Genomic DNA, 17,618 nt, shown 5'->3' with positions numbered 1-17,618 from the left:
TTATTTTATTTTTCATGATCTCATTACGTACCCTGTACCTCTAACCGTTTGAATATAACTTTCTTCACCGCTGCGATCAATTTTATTTCGTAAATAACGAATATAAACATCTACAACATTTGTTTCAACTTCTGATTCGTAACCCCAAACTTTAGCTAATAAAACATCTCTCGCTAAAACGACATTGACGCTCTCCATCAAAGCCAACAATAATTCATACTCACGTTTTGTTAGTTCAATTACTTCTTTATCACGACGAACGACACGATTTTCTTTTTCAATTGTTAAATCACGATAGGTAACCGTCGTTTGTTTAGCAACGTTTTGTTCACCCTCGATGTCGATACGACGTAATAATGCACGTAAACGTGCCAATAACTCTTCAATTGCAAATGGTTTAACGATGTAATCGTCTGCACCATGATCTAATCCAGATACGCGATCGATGACTGAATCACGAGCCGTCATCATAATAATAGGTGTGTTTTTAACCTGTCGTACACGACGACAAACTTCAAGTCCGTTTAATTCAGGCAACATTAAATCAAGCAAAATTGAATCCCAATCGCCATTTAGTGCCGCCTCTAAACCTGTTCGTCCATCAAAATGAACCTCAGTTTCAAATCCCTCATGTTGTAATTCTAATTCAACAAAGCGTGCCAAATTTTTTTCATCTTCAATTATTAGAATACGACTCATATTTTCATGATCTCCCGTTAGTTTAATTTTATTTTCTCATTCAAATCCAGATACTTTTTAACCGATATCTTACTTTTCTTATTCTACCATTAAATGATATTCTTGCATACACCTTGGTTTATCCAAATTAGATAGCCGTTTATAAGCTTTTCCACTGAATATAGTTTACTAAAAATAAACATTTACCCGTATACGTTTTTCGTCGAAATACCATTTAATCTATCGAAAAACACCTGGATAATTAAATTTTATAAAAAAACAGGCAGCAACATTTTAAAATGTCGTTACCTGTTTTTAGTAGATTTAATTTAATGATTTATTGTTCAGTATACCATGTGTAATGGAATGAACCTGGTTTGTCAGTACGTTCATACGTATGCGCACCAAAGTAATCACGTTGTGCTTGGATCAAGTTAGCGGGCAATACTTCTGAACGATATTGATCGTAGTAAGTAATTGCTGCACTGAATCCAGGAACTGGAATACCAGCTTTAACGGCGATACCTACGATATCACGAACTGATTCTTGATATTTTTTAACAATATCTTTGAAATAACCATCTAATAAGATGTTATTTAAATCAGCTTTTTCGTCAAATGCATCAGTAATATTTTGTAAGAAACGAGCACGAATAATACATCCAGCACGCCAAATCTTAGCCATATCACCAAAGTTCAAGTCCCATTCGTAATGTTCTGAAGCGACACGCAATTGTTCAAATCCTTGAGCATAGCTCATAATTTTACTAAAGTACAATGCTTCACGAATTTTTTCAACTAATTCTTTTTTATCCAATTCACCTAATTTAACTTCAGGTTTAGGTAATACTTTACTTGCTTCAACACGTTCTTCTTTCATTGCTGAAATGTAACGTGCATAAACTGATTCAGAAATAACTGATTGAGGAACACCTAATTCAAGGGCACTTTGTGATGACCATTTACCCGTACCTTTATTACCGGCACGATCTAAGATAACATCAACAATTGGTTTACCAGTACCTAAATCGTCTTTACGTGTTAAAATATCTGCCGTAATTTCGATAAGGTAGCTGTCTAATTCGCCTTCATTCCAGTCAGAGAAGATGCTAGCAACTTCGTCCACTGAAAGTCCTAATAAGTCTCTCAATAAATGATATGATTCTGAAATTAATTCCATATCACCATATTCGATTCCATTATGAACCATTTTAACGTAATGTCCGGCACCGTTAGGACCGATGTAAGTTACACATGGAGCGCCATCTTTAGCTTTAGCTGACATTTCCTCAAGAATTGGTGCAACGAGGTCATATGCCTCTTTTTGGCCACCTGGCATCATTGATGGGCCTTCAAGGGCACCGATTTCACCACCAGAAACACCCATTCCAATAAAGTTAATCCCAGAATTATCTAATTCTGCATTACGACGCACAGTATCTTCGAAGTAAGTATTTCCACCATCGATTAAAACGTCACCTTTATCCAAGAATGGTAATAATTCTGCGATAACAGCATCAGTTGGTTTCCCAGCTTTAACCATAATGATAATTCTTCTAGGTTTTTCTAATGAATCTGCAAATTCCTTAATTGAGTAGCTAGGTACTAAGTTTTTTTCTGAGTGGTCTTTCATAACTTGCTCAGTTTTAGCCCCTGTTCTATTATAGATTGCTACAGTATGTCCACGGCTCTCAGCATTCAAGGCAAGATTCTTACCCATGACAGCCATTCCAATAACACCAATTTGTGCCTTATCCATCATAATACCCCCTACATTTCTTTAATTTTTTGTGAATCAAAAACCATGTAATCTAAGAAAGTATCAGCTACCGACTTCGTCAATAAACCCATTTTAACTTTCAACGTCAATTATACACCAGACAACAAAAATTCCTATCTATTTTGTCTTTTTTTGTTATACTGATTTCAGGAGGTCATTCAAATATGAAATTAGTTGAAGTTCAAGAGTTATACTACGCTATCGATACTTTTTTATACAGTCGAGCAAAGGCTGAATTTTCTAACCACATTCCCACTTTTGACCTAGTTGTTCAAGTTGACGGAAAATTATTAACGGCCGATTTTTTAGATTTAAAAGACAGTCGTATCCAAATTTATAGTACAACGAGTCAACATACAATTGCTTCTCAGTCAATTCCTTATGAAAACGACAGCAGTAATGCTTTTATCAGTCCAATTAGAAAAGCCATCTTCAAAAATTACCGCTCTGAATTCTCGGGTTGGTCAAATCTTAGTAATAAACCTGAATTACTACTTTTAGATTTAATAGACTTAATTAAATCAATTAATTCATCAACTTTTAAGTCCGTTAAAACACCGGCCAAGAATGTGAATTATATTGAAGGCCAAGCTAAACTACCTTTTCAATTCTTTGACCCAGAGACTGACTTTAAAATCATGAGTTTAACAATTAACGAAAAACGATGACATTCAGTTGAATGTCATCGTTTTTTTTGTACAGAAAAAGCCTTAACACCATGGTTGTTAAGGCTTTTTACTTAGCGTAAATTTAGTTGTTTACTTTTACAACTTCTTTTCCGTCATAAAAACCACAGCTAGGACATACATAATGTGATTTTCTTAATTCGCCACAGTTAGGGCAAGCGCTCATACCTGGGACTGTCAACTTGTAATGCGTACGACGCATTCTCTTACGTGTTTTTGATGTTTTACGTGCTGGTACTGCCATTATCAAACACCTCCTTTAAAATTATCCAAAACTTTTAATAAAAGTATTGTTATGTTTATTCCTCTTCAGAACCGTCGTTATCGAAAAAATTCTGTAACGACGCAAATCGAGGATCAACTTTTTCTTTTCTAACCTGTACGAGTTTATCCTCAGTAAGAACTTCCCAGTCGTCACCGGCGGGTAATTCTTCTGCTTTTTTCTCATCATCAGTCAGTATCTGCATCGGAATCTGTAATAAAACATTATCCTCTATCACAGAATTCAAATTGAGCATATCTTCTTCCAAAATAATTACGACATCATTTTTATCAAATCGTTCAAGTGCTTTATCGCGATAACCCACATAAAATTCATCAACTGAAAAATTCAATGGGACATCGACACTCTCTAGCGAACGTGTTGATGGCATCTTAACTGTCAAACTAACGTTAAAATGGCCGATGACATCTTGATGGTCTGCCGTTAGAATACCCGTAACATGGACTTCTGATACCGACGTAATTATTTTGTTGCGCAACATTAATCCTTCGGAAAGGTTTAACATTTCGTCAACTTGAAGTGGTTCATCACTTTGTTTTTTTAACTCAACTAAGGACCATTTCATGCAAATATGCCTCCTAATGCAACGCTTATGATTATACCTGTGATTAAAAACATTGTCAATGATATTTCCTTGACAGGTTGTTAATTAATTTGCACGGGGTATCTAAAAAGATCAGATTCCTTATGGCTAACTAAGCCATAAATAATCCCTGCTCGATAATCTAAAGAATAAAGACCCTCTTTATCTTTTTTACTAATTTTAGTTAGTATTGGATATGGGACTTCCTTCTTCAAATAATTAAGTAAACTCTGACCTCTTTTTGAGAACCCTAAGACATGATAATAAGGCTGCTTGTATTGTTTGTCAATTTCATTTTTATTTATTTTTAATAAAACGTAAGTTGCGAGCCTTGAAATTTTTGTATACGTTACTCTTTTTGACTTTACTGCATGGACCCAATCATCGAAACTAGCGTCTTCAGGCAATTTCTCGTACTGTTGTAGTAATCGGTACTCGATTCCCTCAGACACACCATAAATCGTCGATAATTGCTCAGGCGTTAGCAGACTCAACTGATATTTAAGATAAGGCCAAAAATCATGCCAATCAATCCATTTTTCATTTTTTGAATCAATTTGTGTCTGCCACGGAACGACATTTTCAATGGATTCTTGATTTCTAACTGCTAATCTAATCGCAGTGGCACTTGCAATCTCTTGTGAATCATTAAATATAGTTTCATGATAGCCTGCACCAATCCGTTGAATAGGACACAATTGAATCTCAGATTTTTCTGATAAACAGGCTTCAGCATATGCCAGACCCAACAAATCATTTGGCTCATCAATATGAATACCTGTTCTGTCAAAAACAGCCTGTTGATACTGACTGGCATAAGTTTCATTATATTGATTAAAATCACCATCTATATTTTGAATTTTAACTGCGATAGACTTGAAGTCTAATTTTGGATGCTCGGCGCCAAACACAAGCCGAGTAACTTTCATCCCCGATAATAACTTAATTGCGCCTTTAGCAAATAAATCGGCCGGTTGGACAGAAAACGCAACGGGTAACTCAATCATTAAATCTACACCAGACTGTAATGCCTGCCTTGTACGGCTTTCTTTATCAAGTGCCGCTGGAATACCCCTCTGCAAAAATTGCCCGCTCATAATGGCAACAATCGTTGTATCAGGATATTGTGCTCTTATTTGATTAATTTGATACAAATGCCCGTTATGAAATGGATTATATTCAACGATAACCCCCGTAGTATCCAAACGTCTCACTCCTATTTATCGCAGACAAAAAACAATCTTGTTGTTTTATCATCGATTTTACTTGTACCAAAATCAGCAGAAACTTGAATATTTTTAAATCCGGCATTTTTTAAGAGTTCAGTGTACGTTTCAACAGAATACGTTCTTTCATGGTGATCTTCAGTGATTTTTTCAAATTGATCATTACTCTCATTTTTAACAAAAAAAGTTAATTCATGAACGACGCTATGTGGTTGTTCATCTTGAAAAGTCGACCATAAAAAAGCCTGGCTATCATCCTGGTAGTTATACATATACCCCGGATAAATATCATCTGTTTGGTGCGTTGATATCACGTCAAAAATAAACCGACCATCCGTTCGTAATAGGCCATGGATTGATTTAAAAACTTTGCCCACAGACTGAGCGTCAGGTAGATAACAAAAAGAATCAGCAAAACAAGTCACCGCATCAAATTGTGGTAACTCCAAATCCTCTAGATCCATCATATCGCCTTGTAGCAACGGTAAAGACACGTTAGCATCTTGTGCATGTTGATCAGCAATTGATAACATCTCTTCAGATAGGTCTAACCCGACAACTGAATAACCCGACTGCGTTAACGCGATAGCTAACTGTCCTGCACCACAAGCTAGTTCAAGTATCTCTGTTTTTTTATTGGGAACTTGTGCCTCGACAAATGTCTGCCAAGAATCATATAAATCAGGATCCATTAATTGATCATATAATTTTGAAAAGGTGGTGTAAATCATTATTCTTCAATCCAAGCTGATAAATCAACAGATGCGCCTTCAGACCAGAATTTTTCAAGATCATAAAATTCACGTGATTCAGTTTTGAATACATGAACAATTAAATCACCAAAGTCTAATAAAACCCAGCTAGTTGAGTTACGTCCTTCAATACGACGAACTTCAACGCCTGCAAGTTCTTCTTGGTCTTGTATTTCTTTGACAATTGCTTTAACTTGGCGAGCTGAATCAGCCTGCGTTACCATGAAATAATCTGCTAATAGGCTAATTTCATGAACATCAATAGCTACCGTTTTTTCGCCACGTTTACTGTCAGCAGCTTTAACTGCAACTTCTAATTTTTCTATACTATTCATTATTACTCCTCTATTCTGCGACCCATTTATTAAAGGTCAAAATTGTTTTAGGATACACTTTTTTATCGGTATCAATTAAATAACTTAGTGTGTGTTTCGTTTCAAACCCAACGGCTGTATCTAAGTTTACAGTCGCAATTTTACGTGCTTCAACAGCTCCGGGGAAAGTCCGACTTTCTTCAATAAAATCGGCCACGTAGACGATTTTATCCAACAAAGTCATATCGACATCCCCCGTTGTGTGCTTCACAATTGAAGTCAATATTTCATTATCTAAAATACCTAATTCGTCATGAATTAACTCAGCACCGACAATACCATGCCAGATGGCATTCCCCCAATTCAATAAATCGGGATCCAAGTGCTTTTGTTTAATTACCGTGATAAATGTTTCATCCGATCGTTCCTTGGCATAATCATGAATTAACCCTGCAATACTGGCTCTCTCTCTATCACCATTATTACGTTCAGCAAGTTCGATTGCTGATTTTTCAACATTTAATACATGTTGAAATCTTTTTTCACTTAAAGTATCTCTTAAAATTTGTACTAATTCTTCTCTAGTTCCACTGAAAAGGTTCTTAGAATAAGCTAAATTACTCACGATATAAGCCTTCTTTCTCAATGTAGTCAGATACAGCTTTAGGGACTAAATAATTAATTGAACGTCCTTCTTTTATCTTATCTCGAATTTGAGTCGAACTAATATCAATTGTTGGGACATCTACCCAGAGTATCGGGTATGGACTCTTTTGTTCAAATCCCGTTCGTTTTACACCAACAAAATTAACTAATTTTACTAACTCATCGATACGGGACCATTTAGGCAAATAAGCAACCATATCGCCACCAATAATAAAATAATAATCATTCTCTGGATGTTCAGCTTTCAAGGCAATCATTGTGTCATACGTAAAACTAACGCCTCCACGTTTCAGCTCAGCATCTTCTATTTTAAAATTAGCATTATCGGCAATACTTTGATTGACCATATCAAGACGATATTTTTCATCAATCGCTTCTTTTTTGTCTACGTGTGGTGGCATAGCATCCGGCATAAATCGAATCTCATCTAATCCCAGTTGTTGACAAACTTGATCAGCAACTATTAAATGTCCCATATGAGGTGGATTAAACGTTCCTCCGAGAATACCAACGCGTTTTTTTTCGCTAGCCAATATGGGGGCTGTTTTAAATTCCGTGACTAAATTAATTTCTTTTAATTTTTGTACTTGAATGGTCAAGTCAAAAACCTCCTCATAATTTTAAATTAAGCGAGTAAATTAACCTTATCAGAGATATCGCGATTTTCAACATCTGTTGCAGCTTGATAAAGAACTAAAGTATGTCCAATTACTTGAACAACTTGAATCGAACTGTTAGATTCGATGAAAACACGGACTTCATTTGTATCAACTGAAGCATTTTGTAACATGTTAATTTTAATTAATTCACGTTTTTCAATTGCTTCGCGGATCTGGTTTAACCAGCTAATCGATACGCCTTCTTTTCCAACTTGGAAAAGTGGACGTAAATGATGTGCTTGACTGCGTAAATATCTTTTTTGTTTGCCTCTTAATGTCATATGTTAGTTAACTCCTCTTATATCATTGCTTTTCGTAAAAGAACTGAAACACCTTTTGGTGCCCAGCCAGCGACTTTTGCACCTTCATTGATGGTTACCCATCCAAGACCAGCAAAAACTAAATCACTTTTTTGTGTTGCTTTGAATTCAAAACGGACTAATTCTGGGAAATCAACCATTTCATCATCTGTTGGTGGGTTTAACAAACCGCCAGCATGTTTTTCATAAAATTCGCTTGCCGATTCTGTTTTTGTTCGATGAATCATTAAATCATTATCAAGATACACGACAACTCCTGGTGTTCCACCAGAAATGTAGTCAAATCTAGCAACAGCCCCAAAGAACAACGTTTGATTATCATTTAACTGATAAACACGTTGTTTAATTTCTTTTTGTGGAGAAACTAATCTTAATGCTTTACCAGATAAATAATGGGCCATTTGATCCTGATGAATAATCCCAGGGGTATCTATTAAAGCACGATCATCATCCAGTGGAATTTCAATCTTATCAAGCGTCGTTCCTGGGAATCTTGACGTTGTTATTAAGTCTTGAATACCCGTTCTTTGTTTGATAATTTGATTGATTAACGTTGATTTACCAACATTAGTTACCCCAACGACGTAAACATCACGACCTTCACGATATTTTTCAATTAATTCCAACAACTCATCAATCGCAAAATTCTTCGTCGCACTTGTTAATGCAACATCAATAGGTCTCAATCCTTGTAAGTTAGCTTGTTGTCTCATCCAATCTTTTAACTTCGAGCGTCTTAATGATTTAGGTAATAAGTCAGCCTTATTTCCAACCATTAACACGGGATTATCACCTACAAAACGGTGTAACCCAGGAATTAAACTACCATTGAAATCAAAAATATCAATAACATTAACGATTAACGCATCAGCGCTACCAATTTGATTCAATAATTTTAAGAAATCATCATCTGTTAACTTAACGTCAGCAATTTCGTTGTAATGTCTTAATCTAAAACATCTTTGGCAATATAATTCATTTGTTTCAAGTCCTTTTTTTACCGCAGACTTAGGTGTATAGCCCAACTCATCAACGTTTTCACTTTGAATTTTCGAGCCGCAACCAATACAAAAAAGATCTTCGTCAACTTCTGGTACTTCGATTATGTCAGTCATCCAATGAATTCCCCCATTTAGTTTTAAAGTCATGTTTTTTAATCAAATGATTTTTAATTCTTTTTTCAATGAAACGATTAGGTTTCGTATTCCAAGCGTCAGATTCAACAAGCGGTTTCACCAAAATACTTTTAATTCCCGCATTATTAGCTGCAGCAATATCGGTCATTAACTGATCACCAATTAAGACTAAATCTTGGTTATCCATCTTAAATTCATCTTTAACTTGGTTTATTCCTTTTGTAAAGGGCTTCAGTGCTCGTGAAACAAATGGCAATCCTATATGTTCCAATGCCTTTTCAACACGCTCATGACTGTTATTTGACACAACAATTACTGGAATTGAAGCCGCAGCAACAATCTCAAGCCAACTCTTTAATTCAGGTGTTCCATTTGGATTATCCCACGCAATTAATGTGTTATCTAAATCAGTCATAACAACTTTAATGCCGTGGTTTTGTAAATCTTCTGGCGTTAAATCATAGATTGATTCAACCATCCAGGTTGGTTTATATCTCTCAAGCATGTTTAGTTACCTCAATTTTAGAATAATAATCTAAGTATAATGTACTTTCACTTAAATTGCATGTTTTCTATGAAAACAATTGAATTTAATTTCACTTTACAATGAAAGAAACGCTCAAAACCTTCGTCAATCCTGGTCGTTTATGAAAATATCTTTACTCCCAAGTCTGATGATCAAGCGCCATTCCCCAAAAATTATATTCTTCAATGCTACTTATTTTAAACGCATTCGCCATTGCTTCAACGGTCTCTTGGCTGGATTCCTTTGCGACTCTATCTAATGAACGTCGTTGATTATCTACGGATTCTTTAAATTCATCAGTTGAATACGTTTCAATCCATCTTTGATACATCGGATTCGGAGAGCCTTTACCAATTAACTTGTAACCAATCTCTAAATAGAGCCAAGCACATGGTAAAAGGCCAGAAAATGCAGCTTCTGGATTAAATTCAGCTAATTGACGATACATATGTGATACGTAATGGTACGCAGTTGGTGCAATTCCGGTTTGCTCAATTTCTTCATCCGTAATATTTAACTCTTTAAAAAAATCATCTCTAATTGCTGACTCACTCTGTGCTAATCCTTCAGCAGATGCAAACATTAATTTTTTAATTTCTGCATCATCTGATTGCTCCCCAACTAATTGGTGAATTTTACTAAAGTGTTTCAGATAATAATGATCTTGAATTAAATAATATCTAAAAGTCTCCGCAGGTAAGGAACCATCAACTAGTTGTTTAATAAATGGATGTTCAAAACTCCGCTCCCACCAATCATTTGATTCTCGTCGTACCTTTTCTGAAAATAACATGCTTAACTCCTTTACAGAAATTTATTAAAAAAAGAGAGCACTTGACGATTGGTCAAGTACCCTCTTGAATTTATTATTTGCTTAGTGCTTTTTTAGCTTCATCTGCAACAGCAGTAAATGCTGCTGAATCTTTAACAGCTAATTCAGCTAACATTTTACGGTTAACTTCAATTTCTGCTAATTTCAAGCCATGCATCATCTTGCTGTAACTTAAACCGTTCATACGTGCTGCAGCGTTAATACGTGCAATCCATAGACGACGGAAGTTACGTTTTGTTTGATGACGATCACGGAATGAATATTGGTACGATTTCATTACTTGTTGTTTAGCTACCTTAAATTGGATATGTTTTGATCCACGGTAACCTTTTGCTAATTTAAGCATTCTTTTGCGACGTTGACGTGTAACAGTTCCACCTTTAACTCGTGGCATGAAAATTCCTCCTTATTGAGCCATTTAAAATGGCATCAATTGTCTAATTTATATTTATTATTTCATTTGTGAAAGCATTTGTTTGATACGCTTGTTATCTGATGCTGACACTGTAGTTGATTTGCTTAATTGACGACGTTGTTTCTTAGTTTTACCATGCATACGATGACTTGTATAAGCTTTAGAACGTTTTAAGCCACCATTTCCTGTACGTTTAAAACGTTTTGCTGATGCACGATGAGTCTTTTGTTTTGGCATAATCCTAATATCCTCCTAATATAGCTTTACTTTTCAGCCTTAGGTGCAAGCATCATGAACATACTACGTCCATCCATCTTCGCTCTTGATTCAACTGTTGCAGCTTCTTTAGCAGCATCAGCGAAGCGATTCAAGACATCACGTCCGATTTCTTTATGCGTAATTGCACGGCCTTTAAATCTAATTGATACTTTAACCTTATCACCTTTTGCAAGGAATTTTGAGGCATTTTTCAATTTTGTATTGAAATCGTTAATATCAATCGTTGGACTAAGTCTAACTTCTTTAACATTAACAATTTTTTGGTTTTTACGGGCTTCTCTTTGTTTCTTTTGTAATTCGAAACGATATTTCCCATAATCCATGATCTTAGCAACAGGTGGTTTCGAGTTAGCAGCAACAACAACAACATCTAAATTGGCAGCTTCTGCCATATCTAATGCTTCTTGTTTGGTTTTAACACCAAGCTGTTCACCATCGTCACCAATTAAACGAAGTTCCGACGCGCGGATACCTTCATTGACCATTTTGTCTACTTTATCAACTGCTATGGCAATGCACCTCCAAATTTTTTTGAGAAAAAGCACAGAAAAACGGGCAGTAATAATAAATTATCACAGCCCGCTTGAAATCCATTTTAATTGGAATTTAATTTCAATAATATTCTGCCCAGAGACTCTTTTGTCCCTTTAGGCGAGAAGCGGGAGCCTCTGCTTTTTTCTTAACTTTTAAATCATAACAAGTTGGTAACATTTTGTCAAGCCAATTGAAACGAATCTTTTTTATGCCTTACGACTGTAGTTCGCAATTTCTTTTGAAATGTTATTAATAAAGTCTTCTTTTGTGAACACATTAGAATCATCTTCACCATGACGACGAACAGAAACGGTATTCTCCGCCACTTCATTATCACCGACAACCAAAATATAAGGAACTTTAGTTACTTGTGCATGACGCATCTTGTAACCCATTTTTTCATTACGTTCATCAACCGTTACACGGACGCCACGAGCAACTAAATTAGCACGTAAATCATGTGCATAGTCGGCGTGGAGATCATTCTTAACGGGAATAATTGTCACTTGCTTAGGAGCTAACCATGTTGGGAATGCACCCTTGTACATTTCTGTTAAGTAAGCAGTGAAACGTTCCATTGTTGAAACAAGTCCACGATGAATCATAACTGGACGATGTTCTTCACCATCGTCACCGATGTATGATAATTCAAATTTTTCAGGCATCATGAAATCTAATTGGATTGTTGACAATGTTTCATCATTACCCAATGCCGTTTTTGTTTGAACATCTAATTTAGGACCGTAAAATGCTGCTTCGCCTTCGGCTTCATAGTAATCAAGACCTAAGTCATCCATAGCACCTTTTAGCATATTTTGTGATTTAGTCCACATTTCATTATCATCAAAGTACTTCTCTGTATTAGCTGGGTCACGATAACTTAAACGGAATGAGTAATCAGCAATCCCAAAATCAGCATAAACTTCCATCATTAAACGAAGTACGCTTTTAAATTCTTCTTGAATTTGATCAGGTGCAACAAATGTATGTCCATCATTCAACGTCATTTCACGTACACGTTGTAATCCTGAAAGTGCACCTGATTTTTCATAACGATGCATCATACCTAATTCAGCAATTCTGATAGGTAAGTCACGGTATGAACGGATATGATGCTTGTACACTTGAATATGTGAAGGACAATTCATTGGACGTAATTCCAATTCTTCGCCATCTCCCATATCCATTGGTGGGAACATATCTTCACGATAATGATCCCAATGGCCTGAAGTTTTGTATAAATCTAAGTTAGCCAAAATAGGTGTGTATACGTGGTCATAACCATTTGAAACTTCCTTATCAACAATGTAGCGTTCAATCGTACGACGAATTGTGGCACCATTAGGCAACCAGTAAGGTAATCCAGCACCAACTTTAGGATCTACAAAGAATAAATCTAAGTCATTACCGATCACACGGTGATCACGCTCACGTGCCTCTTGGCGACGAACTAATTCTGCATCCAAGTCTTTTTGTTTAAAGAACGCTGTTCCGTAAACACGTTGTAACATTGGATTACTTGATTTACCTTGCCAATATGCACCAGCAACTGATAATAGTTGGAAAATTTTAACGTCTGCTGTTGAGCGTAGTTGAGCACCGTCACTTAAATTAATGAATTCGCCTTGTTTGTAAACTTCTACTTGGCCATTTTCATCAGTTGCTTCTACAACTAATTCAGCACGATAAGGATCTCCAGCAAATAGTTCAAGCGCTTCAGCTTTTGAAATTAATTGACGTTCAATTTTTAAGTTTTCTTTAACAATAGCTTTCATTTTGTCTTGGATTTTTTTCAAATCATCAACACTGACCTGTGTTTCTCCATTATCTGTATCAAAATAGAATCCATTTTCAATATCAGAACTCATTCCAAATTTCATACCTGGATATAATTGTTGTAAAGCATTAGCCAAAACTTGAGCGGCAGTATGCCATAAAACAACCAAGCCATCTTCAGAATCTTTAGTGACTATTTCAATAGCACCATCAGCCTCTAATGGACGAAGGTAATCAACCAAAACACCGTTGAATTTACCGGCAATTGATTTCTTAGCTAAACTAGGACTAATTGATTTAGCAACATCTTCTGTTGTAATGCCCGCATCAAATTCTTTGATTGCGCCATCTGGAAAAGTAATATTTATTTTTGACATGTTAACTTCCTCCATTATTTATCTATTTTTTGATACAAAAAAAGTCCCTAATACACAAATAAGCTTGTGTATTAGGGACGTCGATTAACGTGGTTCCACCCAAATTCAAATCTTTGCCGAAACAAAAATTTCTCCATAGATTTTAACGGATTCAATCCGACCCAACAAAAAGTCAGGCAACATTATGGAAGTGGTCATCACTTATTCTCTGCCAAGAAAGCTTTCAGCTATGCTTTCTCTCCCTGCGGACATAAAAAAAGAATGTAATCTTCCGTATCAATTTAATAACTATTTAACCATTTTTAGTTCATTTTAGCAACTACTAATCTTACTTAGGTCGTCTATTCTTACCAACAATTTTAACTTCTTTTGCTAAAAAATGAACGCGTTCCATGATTCTTTTTGCTTTAAGCGGTTCATCTTCGCCCTTTTGACTAATACGCAAATGTTCATCTTCCAATTGTTTCATCGAAAAGTTAGAACTAAAGAAAGTTGGTAATTCCTCCTGCATACGGTACTGCAAAATAACGCCTAAAATGTCATCTCGAACCCAGCTGGACATTGCATCCGCGCCGATATCATCAATCATTAGAATTTCAGATTTTTTAACAGCGTTTAGCATATCGTAGACGCGATTATCACTAATTGCATTTTTTATTTCAACGGCAAAACTGGGAAAATGCATTAAGGTTGTTTGATAGCCACGGTTAGCCAACTCATTGGCCATAGCACCTAAGAGATACGTTTTCCCAACTCCAAAACTACCGTAAAAATACATTGCTTGATGATAGGCGTTAGGATTAGCCACAAATTCAGTTATAAATTTCAGACTTTGGCTGAGGGCATCCCCTCGCCCATCCATATCAAAATCATTCATCGTTGCATTTTTAATATCTTTAGACATACTCATAGATTTAACACGCTTAGCTAACGCCTTACTTTTTTGCGTCTCAATGAGCGCATCCGTTGGTACATAAGACACATCAATCATATGATTATTCAAAACCAACTGAGGTTTGTAACCGGGCGCTATCATCCCTTTACCTAAAATAATTTTATTTTTTTCAGATAAAAATTCATACAATTTAGCGTCGGCCCTTTGAACATTAGACTCCGTTAATTCAGCTTTGTTTTTATCCAAAAAAGCAATCACGTCTGGATCTTCGTAAACTTTCTTCATCAAATCACGATAATTCACGTTAGGATATCGTTCACTTAAGTTTTCATTTTTTAGAAATTTCTTAATTTCTGTCCCTAAATCCTCCATTGTCATCCTCCTTTTGGTGCCGTTTTATTAAACTCATCAAGTTGTCGTTGCAATGCAGCTTTATCAATCTCAGTATCCGCCTCAGGTGCTTGATAATCATCCTTTGCCCAATCAGGCAACGTTTCTTTTTTTATTATTTTTCTTTGACGCTGATTTGTTACTTTAGTTTCAGTTTTTTTCGTATTAAAATGACGAACCTGATTAATCGCGTCTTCAGGTGTTTTCACTTTTTGCTGTGACCAGTCATTGGCCATAGTATCAACAAATGATTTATTAAGCGTTGCTAAGTCTCGATCAATTAAAATATAATGAATCAAAATATTAATCACCGAATTTGAAAATATTTGGCGTTGTACAAGTTGTTGTAAAAGATAAGATTCATTATCGGTTACGTAGCCGCCCTTACTCTCCTTCAATGATTTCAAAAAATCGAAGGGACTGTATGCATCGCTAGCAAGAATTAATTGCGAATCTTCTTGTGAAAAGCCAACTTTTTTTAGGGTCTCAACTGATTTATGACCGCCATCCTGTTCATCATCATTCGTTGGATCTTCTTGTTTTTTTAGTTTAATTTGTTGATTATATTTATGTGCGATTTGTTGCTTAAAGGTATTATAATCAACTTCATTTGTTGACAGATCAGCCGCGTCACCAATAAACTGTGCCATTTCAATCTCGTCGATACCATATAGGAGATGTTCAGATACAATCAAATCTCGTTGGTTATTAATTTCATCTAAAGACACAAAACTTTTTTTCAATAATTCAATAAAAAATTTAAAATCAAATGAGTCAACGTTGTCTGATTCAATCAATTTTTGCGGAGTTTTTATATTAGTTAAAAACGACTTTTTACTTTCAGAAATAATATCAGGTTTATTAGAAAGATGTACTTGGCTAACTTGGAAAACATCCAAGAAACTTTTTGAAATTTCTTTAAATCCGTCTAACTTTAATGTGGGTAATGCAAATCGCGCAGTAATTTCTTTATACCGTGTATCCCCGATTGATTCCCATAACAGGATACTAAGCAAGTCATCTGTAAAAAAATCTGTCGCTTCTAAAGGCCGACGCAATTGATAGACCATCACTTTTCCCATAATATCATCTTTTTCAAAACTTTTTAAAAGACCTAAAGCCTCAAGTGAACTTCTAGCTTCATAGAATGCTGCTAAATCAATATTCAATAATGAGAGCAACTCGTTATGCATCTTCCGATTAGACAATTGTGGATTTTGGTTTGCTTCACCCTTTAGTAGTGAAAATAGACCACTCGCAATCACACCCATAATAGGTTGATACAAGTAGTCTAATCGTTCTATATCATCATTTGTAACCTTCTCATCCATTAATACGACGTAGCCGTCCTTTGGACTCATATTTTCCCATGTTTCAATCATTGATTATCATTCCTTCAAATCTTACTTATCGGTAGGTGTCTTATCCCGATCCATCATCTCATTCAATTCTTTAAGGAAAACGCTCATATCTTTAAACTGACGATAAACACTGGCAAATCTGATGTACGCAATTTCGTCAACATCAGCGAGTAGTCCCATGACGTATTCACCAATAAGTTGACTTGAAATTTCATTTTCGCCTAATGCTCTAACATTATTTTCAACTTGGTCAACAAGATGAGTAATATCCTTCATTGAAACTGGTCGTTTTTCAGCAGATCTGATAATCCCTTTAAGAATTTTTTCACGGTTAAACTCTTCTCGCGTTCCATTCTTTTTAATAACAAGTAATGGTGTAGCTTCAACCCGTTCAAATGTTGTGAATCTAAATTCACAATTTTCACATTCGCGACGTCGTCTGATAACGCGACCTTCATCTGTTGGTCGACTGTCAACGACTCGAGAGCCATTATGTTGGCAATGTGGACATTTCATTGTGACACCTCATTATTTTTTATTTACATTTATTTAGTCATTATTTTGATTACTAAGCCAGTTTAGCACTTGACCCCTCGTGACGGCAACCGTTGTCGAATTATCAATCACAAAATCAGCTAAATCTTTCTTCTTTTGAATTGGCCATTGTGCCTTAATTCTTAATTGCGCCTCGTCGGAAGTCAAGCCATCTCGATTAATTAATCGTTTTAACTGGGTTGTTTCAGGTACGAAAACAACCATAACGGCGTCACAGATTATTTGATAATTCTGTTCAAATAACAACGGCATGTCTAAAACGATTACCGGACTACCTAATTTTTTTTGAAACTGAATTTGCGCTAAAATCTCTTTTCTAATAGCGGGATGAATAACACCGTTTAACTTTTCTAACGCCGCACCATCATTAAAAACTAATTTCCCTAATTTTTTACGATTTAAAGCGCCATTTTCCATGAGATACTTCTCACCAAATTCATTGATAATCATTTTCAAAGTTTCCGATTTTGGCTCAACAACCTGCCTTGCGATAATATCTGCATCGATAACAGGCACATTTGAATTCTTAAAAATATGACTAACGGTTGATTTACCCGTCGCAATCCCACCAGTCAATCCAAGTATATAGGTCATA

General features: G+C 35.7%; 22 protein-coding genes. 1 reads left to right on the top strand and 21 read right to left on the bottom strand.

All coding sequences use genetic code 11. From position 1 onward, the window contains the following. Positions 1-12: 12 nt before the first annotated feature. Together N0K73_RS04475 and gndA are read right to left on the bottom strand one after the other, a co-directional pair. The gene (locus N0K73_RS04475) at positions 13-699 is read right to left on the bottom strand and encodes a response regulator transcription factor (protein ID WP_057973395.1); all 687 of its coding nucleotides are present in this window, start codon (positions 697-699) and stop codon (positions 13-15) included. A gap of 316 nt (positions 700-1,015) precedes the next feature. After that, the gene (gene gndA / locus N0K73_RS04470; RefSeq protein WP_057973394.1) at positions 1,016-2,437 is read right to left on the bottom strand and encodes an NADP-dependent phosphogluconate dehydrogenase; all 1,422 of its coding nucleotides are present in this window, start codon (positions 2,435-2,437) and stop codon (positions 1,016-1,018) included. A gap of 185 nt (positions 2,438-2,622) precedes the next feature. On the opposite strand from gndA, the gene N0K73_RS04465 reads away from it, so the two are divergent. After that, positions 2,623-3,126, top strand: a complete 504-nt coding sequence (locus N0K73_RS04465; RefSeq protein ID WP_057973393.1) for a hypothetical protein — start codon at positions 2,623-2,625, stop codon at positions 3,124-3,126. 82 nt (positions 3,127-3,208) lie between these two features. Here N0K73_RS04465 and rpmF read toward each other — a convergent pair whose 3' ends face one another. The 19 genes from rpmF to coaE form a co-directional block, all read right to left on the bottom strand. Beyond that, positions 3,209-3,388, bottom strand: coding sequence for a 50S ribosomal protein L32 (gene rpmF, locus N0K73_RS04460; RefSeq protein WP_057973392.1), 180 nt, complete (start codon positions 3,386-3,388; stop codon positions 3,209-3,211). Positions 3,389-3,443: 55 nt separating this feature from the next. Beyond that, positions 3,444-3,992 (bottom strand): YceD family protein, encoded by a 549-nt coding sequence (locus tag N0K73_RS04455; protein ID WP_112249635.1) that lies wholly within the window; start codon positions 3,990-3,992, stop codon positions 3,444-3,446. Positions 3,993-4,072: 80 nt separating this feature from the next. Beyond that, positions 4,073-5,215 (bottom strand): nucleotidyltransferase, encoded by a 1,143-nt coding sequence (locus tag N0K73_RS04450; protein ID WP_181647322.1) that lies wholly within the window; start codon positions 5,213-5,215, stop codon positions 4,073-4,075. Positions 5,216-5,226: 11 nt separating this feature from the next. After that, the gene (locus N0K73_RS04445; RefSeq protein WP_112249631.1) at positions 5,227-5,967 is read right to left on the bottom strand and encodes a class I SAM-dependent methyltransferase; all 741 of its coding nucleotides are present in this window, start codon (positions 5,965-5,967) and stop codon (positions 5,227-5,229) included. Continuing rightward, the gene (gene rsfS / locus N0K73_RS04440; protein ID WP_057973388.1) at positions 5,967-6,323 is read right to left on the bottom strand and encodes a ribosome silencing factor; all 357 of its coding nucleotides are present in this window, start codon (positions 6,321-6,323) and stop codon (positions 5,967-5,969) included. The genes N0K73_RS04445 and rsfS overlap by 1 nt, the downstream gene beginning before the upstream one ends. A gap of 10 nt (positions 6,324-6,333) precedes the next feature. Beyond that, positions 6,334-6,927 (bottom strand): bis(5'-nucleosyl)-tetraphosphatase (symmetrical) YqeK, encoded by a 594-nt coding sequence (yqeK, locus tag N0K73_RS04435; RefSeq protein ID WP_112249629.1) that lies wholly within the window; start codon positions 6,925-6,927, stop codon positions 6,334-6,336. Then, positions 6,920-7,567 (bottom strand): nicotinate-nucleotide adenylyltransferase, encoded by a 648-nt coding sequence (locus tag N0K73_RS04430; RefSeq protein ID WP_404825121.1) that lies wholly within the window; start codon positions 7,565-7,567, stop codon positions 6,920-6,922. The genes yqeK and N0K73_RS04430 overlap by 8 nt, the downstream gene beginning before the upstream one ends. A 26-nt stretch (positions 7,568-7,593) precedes the next feature. After that, positions 7,594-7,908, bottom strand: coding sequence for a ribosome assembly RNA-binding protein YhbY (yhbY, locus tag N0K73_RS04425; protein ID WP_057973385.1), 315 nt, complete (start codon positions 7,906-7,908; stop codon positions 7,594-7,596). Positions 7,909-7,925: 17 nt separating this feature from the next. Further along, positions 7,926-9,062, bottom strand: coding sequence for a ribosome biogenesis GTPase YqeH (gene yqeH, locus N0K73_RS04420; protein ID WP_112249627.1), 1,137 nt, complete (start codon positions 9,060-9,062; stop codon positions 7,926-7,928). Then, a complete protein-coding gene (locus N0K73_RS04415; protein WP_057973383.1) occupies positions 9,055-9,588 on the bottom strand; it encodes a YqeG family HAD IIIA-type phosphatase in 534 nt (177 codons plus the stop codon). Before N0K73_RS04415 ends, yqeH begins: the two co-directional genes overlap by 8 nt. A gap of 154 nt (positions 9,589-9,742) precedes the next feature. Further along, complete coding sequence (gene tenA, locus N0K73_RS04410; protein WP_112249625.1) at positions 9,743-10,402, bottom strand: thiaminase II; 660 nt, start codon at positions 10,400-10,402, stop codon at positions 9,743-9,745. Positions 10,403-10,475: 73 nt separating this feature from the next. Continuing rightward, the gene (gene rplT, locus N0K73_RS04405) at positions 10,476-10,835 is read right to left on the bottom strand and encodes a 50S ribosomal protein L20 (protein WP_057973381.1); all 360 of its coding nucleotides are present in this window, start codon (positions 10,833-10,835) and stop codon (positions 10,476-10,478) included. A 57-nt stretch (positions 10,836-10,892) separates the two neighbouring features. Beyond that, entirely contained in the window at positions 10,893-11,093 is a 201-nt protein-coding gene (gene rpmI, locus N0K73_RS04400) for a 50S ribosomal protein L35 (RefSeq protein ID WP_057973380.1), read from the bottom strand. A 26-nt stretch (positions 11,094-11,119) separates the two neighbouring features. After that, positions 11,120-11,620: a translation initiation factor IF-3 gene (infC, locus tag N0K73_RS04395; RefSeq protein WP_057973379.1), complete on the bottom strand. Its 501-nt coding sequence runs from the start codon at positions 11,618-11,620 to the stop codon at positions 11,120-11,122. Positions 11,621-11,875: 255 nt separating this feature from the next. Further along, positions 11,876-13,822, bottom strand: a complete 1,947-nt coding sequence (gene thrS, locus N0K73_RS04390; RefSeq protein ID WP_112249623.1) for a threonine--tRNA ligase — start codon at positions 13,820-13,822, stop codon at positions 11,876-11,878. A 328-nt stretch (positions 13,823-14,150) separates the two neighbouring features. Then, on the bottom strand, positions 14,151-15,089 hold the full coding sequence (dnaI, locus tag N0K73_RS04385; RefSeq protein ID WP_112249621.1) for a primosomal protein DnaI: 939 nt from the start codon (positions 15,087-15,089) through the stop codon (positions 14,151-14,153). A gap of 2 nt (positions 15,090-15,091) precedes the next feature. Next, on the bottom strand, positions 15,092-16,489 hold the full coding sequence (locus N0K73_RS04380) for a replication initiation and membrane attachment family protein (RefSeq protein ID WP_112249619.1): 1,398 nt from the start codon (positions 16,487-16,489) through the stop codon (positions 15,092-15,094). Positions 16,490-16,510: 21 nt separating this feature from the next. After that, complete coding sequence (nrdR, locus tag N0K73_RS04375) at positions 16,511-16,984, bottom strand: transcriptional regulator NrdR (protein WP_057973375.1); 474 nt, start codon at positions 16,982-16,984, stop codon at positions 16,511-16,513. A gap of 33 nt (positions 16,985-17,017) precedes the next feature. Beyond that, complete coding sequence (coaE, locus tag N0K73_RS04370) at positions 17,018-17,617, bottom strand: dephospho-CoA kinase (RefSeq protein WP_112249617.1); 600 nt, start codon at positions 17,615-17,617, stop codon at positions 17,018-17,020. Between the last annotated feature and the right edge of the window lies 1 nt (position 17,618).

This window comes from Dellaglioa algida (assembly GCF_030127605.1).
GTDB classification, from domain to species: domain Bacteria; phylum Bacillota; class Bacilli; order Lactobacillales; family Lactobacillaceae; genus Dellaglioa; species Dellaglioa algida.
Note: the sequence above shows the minus strand (reverse complement) of the source record. Positions and strands in the feature narration are given on the sequence as shown.

Coding starts and splice junctions, on each gene's coding strand:
- N0K73_RS04415 (WP_057973383.1), bottom strand. CDS start 9,588: ATGCTTGAGAGATATAAACCAACCTGGATGGTTGAATCAATCTATGAT.
- thrS (WP_112249623.1), bottom strand. CDS start 13,822: ATGTCAAAAATAAATATTACTTTTCCAGATGGCGCAATCAAAGAATTT.
- N0K73_RS04455 (WP_112249635.1), bottom strand. CDS start 3,992: ATGAAATGGTCCTTAGTTGAGTTAAAAAAACAAAGTGATGAACCACTT.
- N0K73_RS04445 (WP_112249631.1), bottom strand. CDS start 5,967: ATGATTTACACCACCTTTTCAAAATTATATGATCAATTAATGGATCCT.
- yqeH (WP_112249627.1), bottom strand. CDS start 9,062: ATGACTGACATAATCGAAGTACCAGAAGTTGACGAAGATCTTTTTTGT.
- N0K73_RS04380 (WP_112249619.1), bottom strand. CDS start 16,489: ATGATTGAAACATGGGAAAATATGAGTCCAAAGGACGGCTACGTCGTA.
- rpmI (WP_057973380.1), bottom strand. CDS start 11,093: ATGCCAAAACAAAAGACTCATCGTGCATCAGCAAAACGTTTTAAACGT.
- nrdR (WP_057973375.1), bottom strand. CDS start 16,984: ATGAAATGTCCACATTGCCAACATAATGGCTCTCGAGTCGTTGACAGT.
- yhbY (WP_057973385.1), bottom strand. CDS start 7,908: ATGACATTAAGAGGCAAACAAAAAAGATATTTACGCAGTCAAGCACAT.
- dnaI (WP_112249621.1), bottom strand. CDS start 15,089: ATGGAGGATTTAGGGACAGAAATTAAGAAATTTCTAAAAAATGAAAAC.
- rplT (WP_057973381.1), bottom strand. CDS start 10,835: ATGCCACGAGTTAAAGGTGGAACTGTTACACGTCAACGTCGCAAAAGA.
- N0K73_RS04475 (WP_057973395.1), bottom strand. CDS start 699: ATGAGTCGTATTCTAATAATTGAAGATGAAAAAAATTTGGCACGCTTT.
- rpmF (WP_057973392.1), bottom strand. CDS start 3,388: ATGGCAGTACCAGCACGTAAAACATCAAAAACACGTAAGAGAATGCGT.
- N0K73_RS04465 (WP_057973393.1), top strand. CDS start 2,623: ATGAAATTAGTTGAAGTTCAAGAGTTATACTACGCTATCGATACTTTT.
- rsfS (WP_057973388.1), bottom strand. CDS start 6,323: ATGAATAGTATAGAAAAATTAGAAGTTGCAGTTAAAGCTGCTGACAGT.
- coaE (WP_112249617.1), bottom strand. CDS start 17,617: ATGACCTATATACTTGGATTGACTGGTGGGATTGCGACGGGTAAATCA.
- infC (WP_057973379.1), bottom strand. CDS start 11,620: ATGGTCAATGAAGGTATCCGCGCGTCGGAACTTCGTTTAATTGGTGAC.
- tenA (WP_112249625.1), bottom strand. CDS start 10,402: ATGTTATTTTCAGAAAAGGTACGACGAGAATCAAATGATTGGTGGGAG.
- gndA (WP_057973394.1), bottom strand. CDS start 2,437: ATGGATAAGGCACAAATTGGTGTTATTGGAATGGCTGTCATGGGTAAG.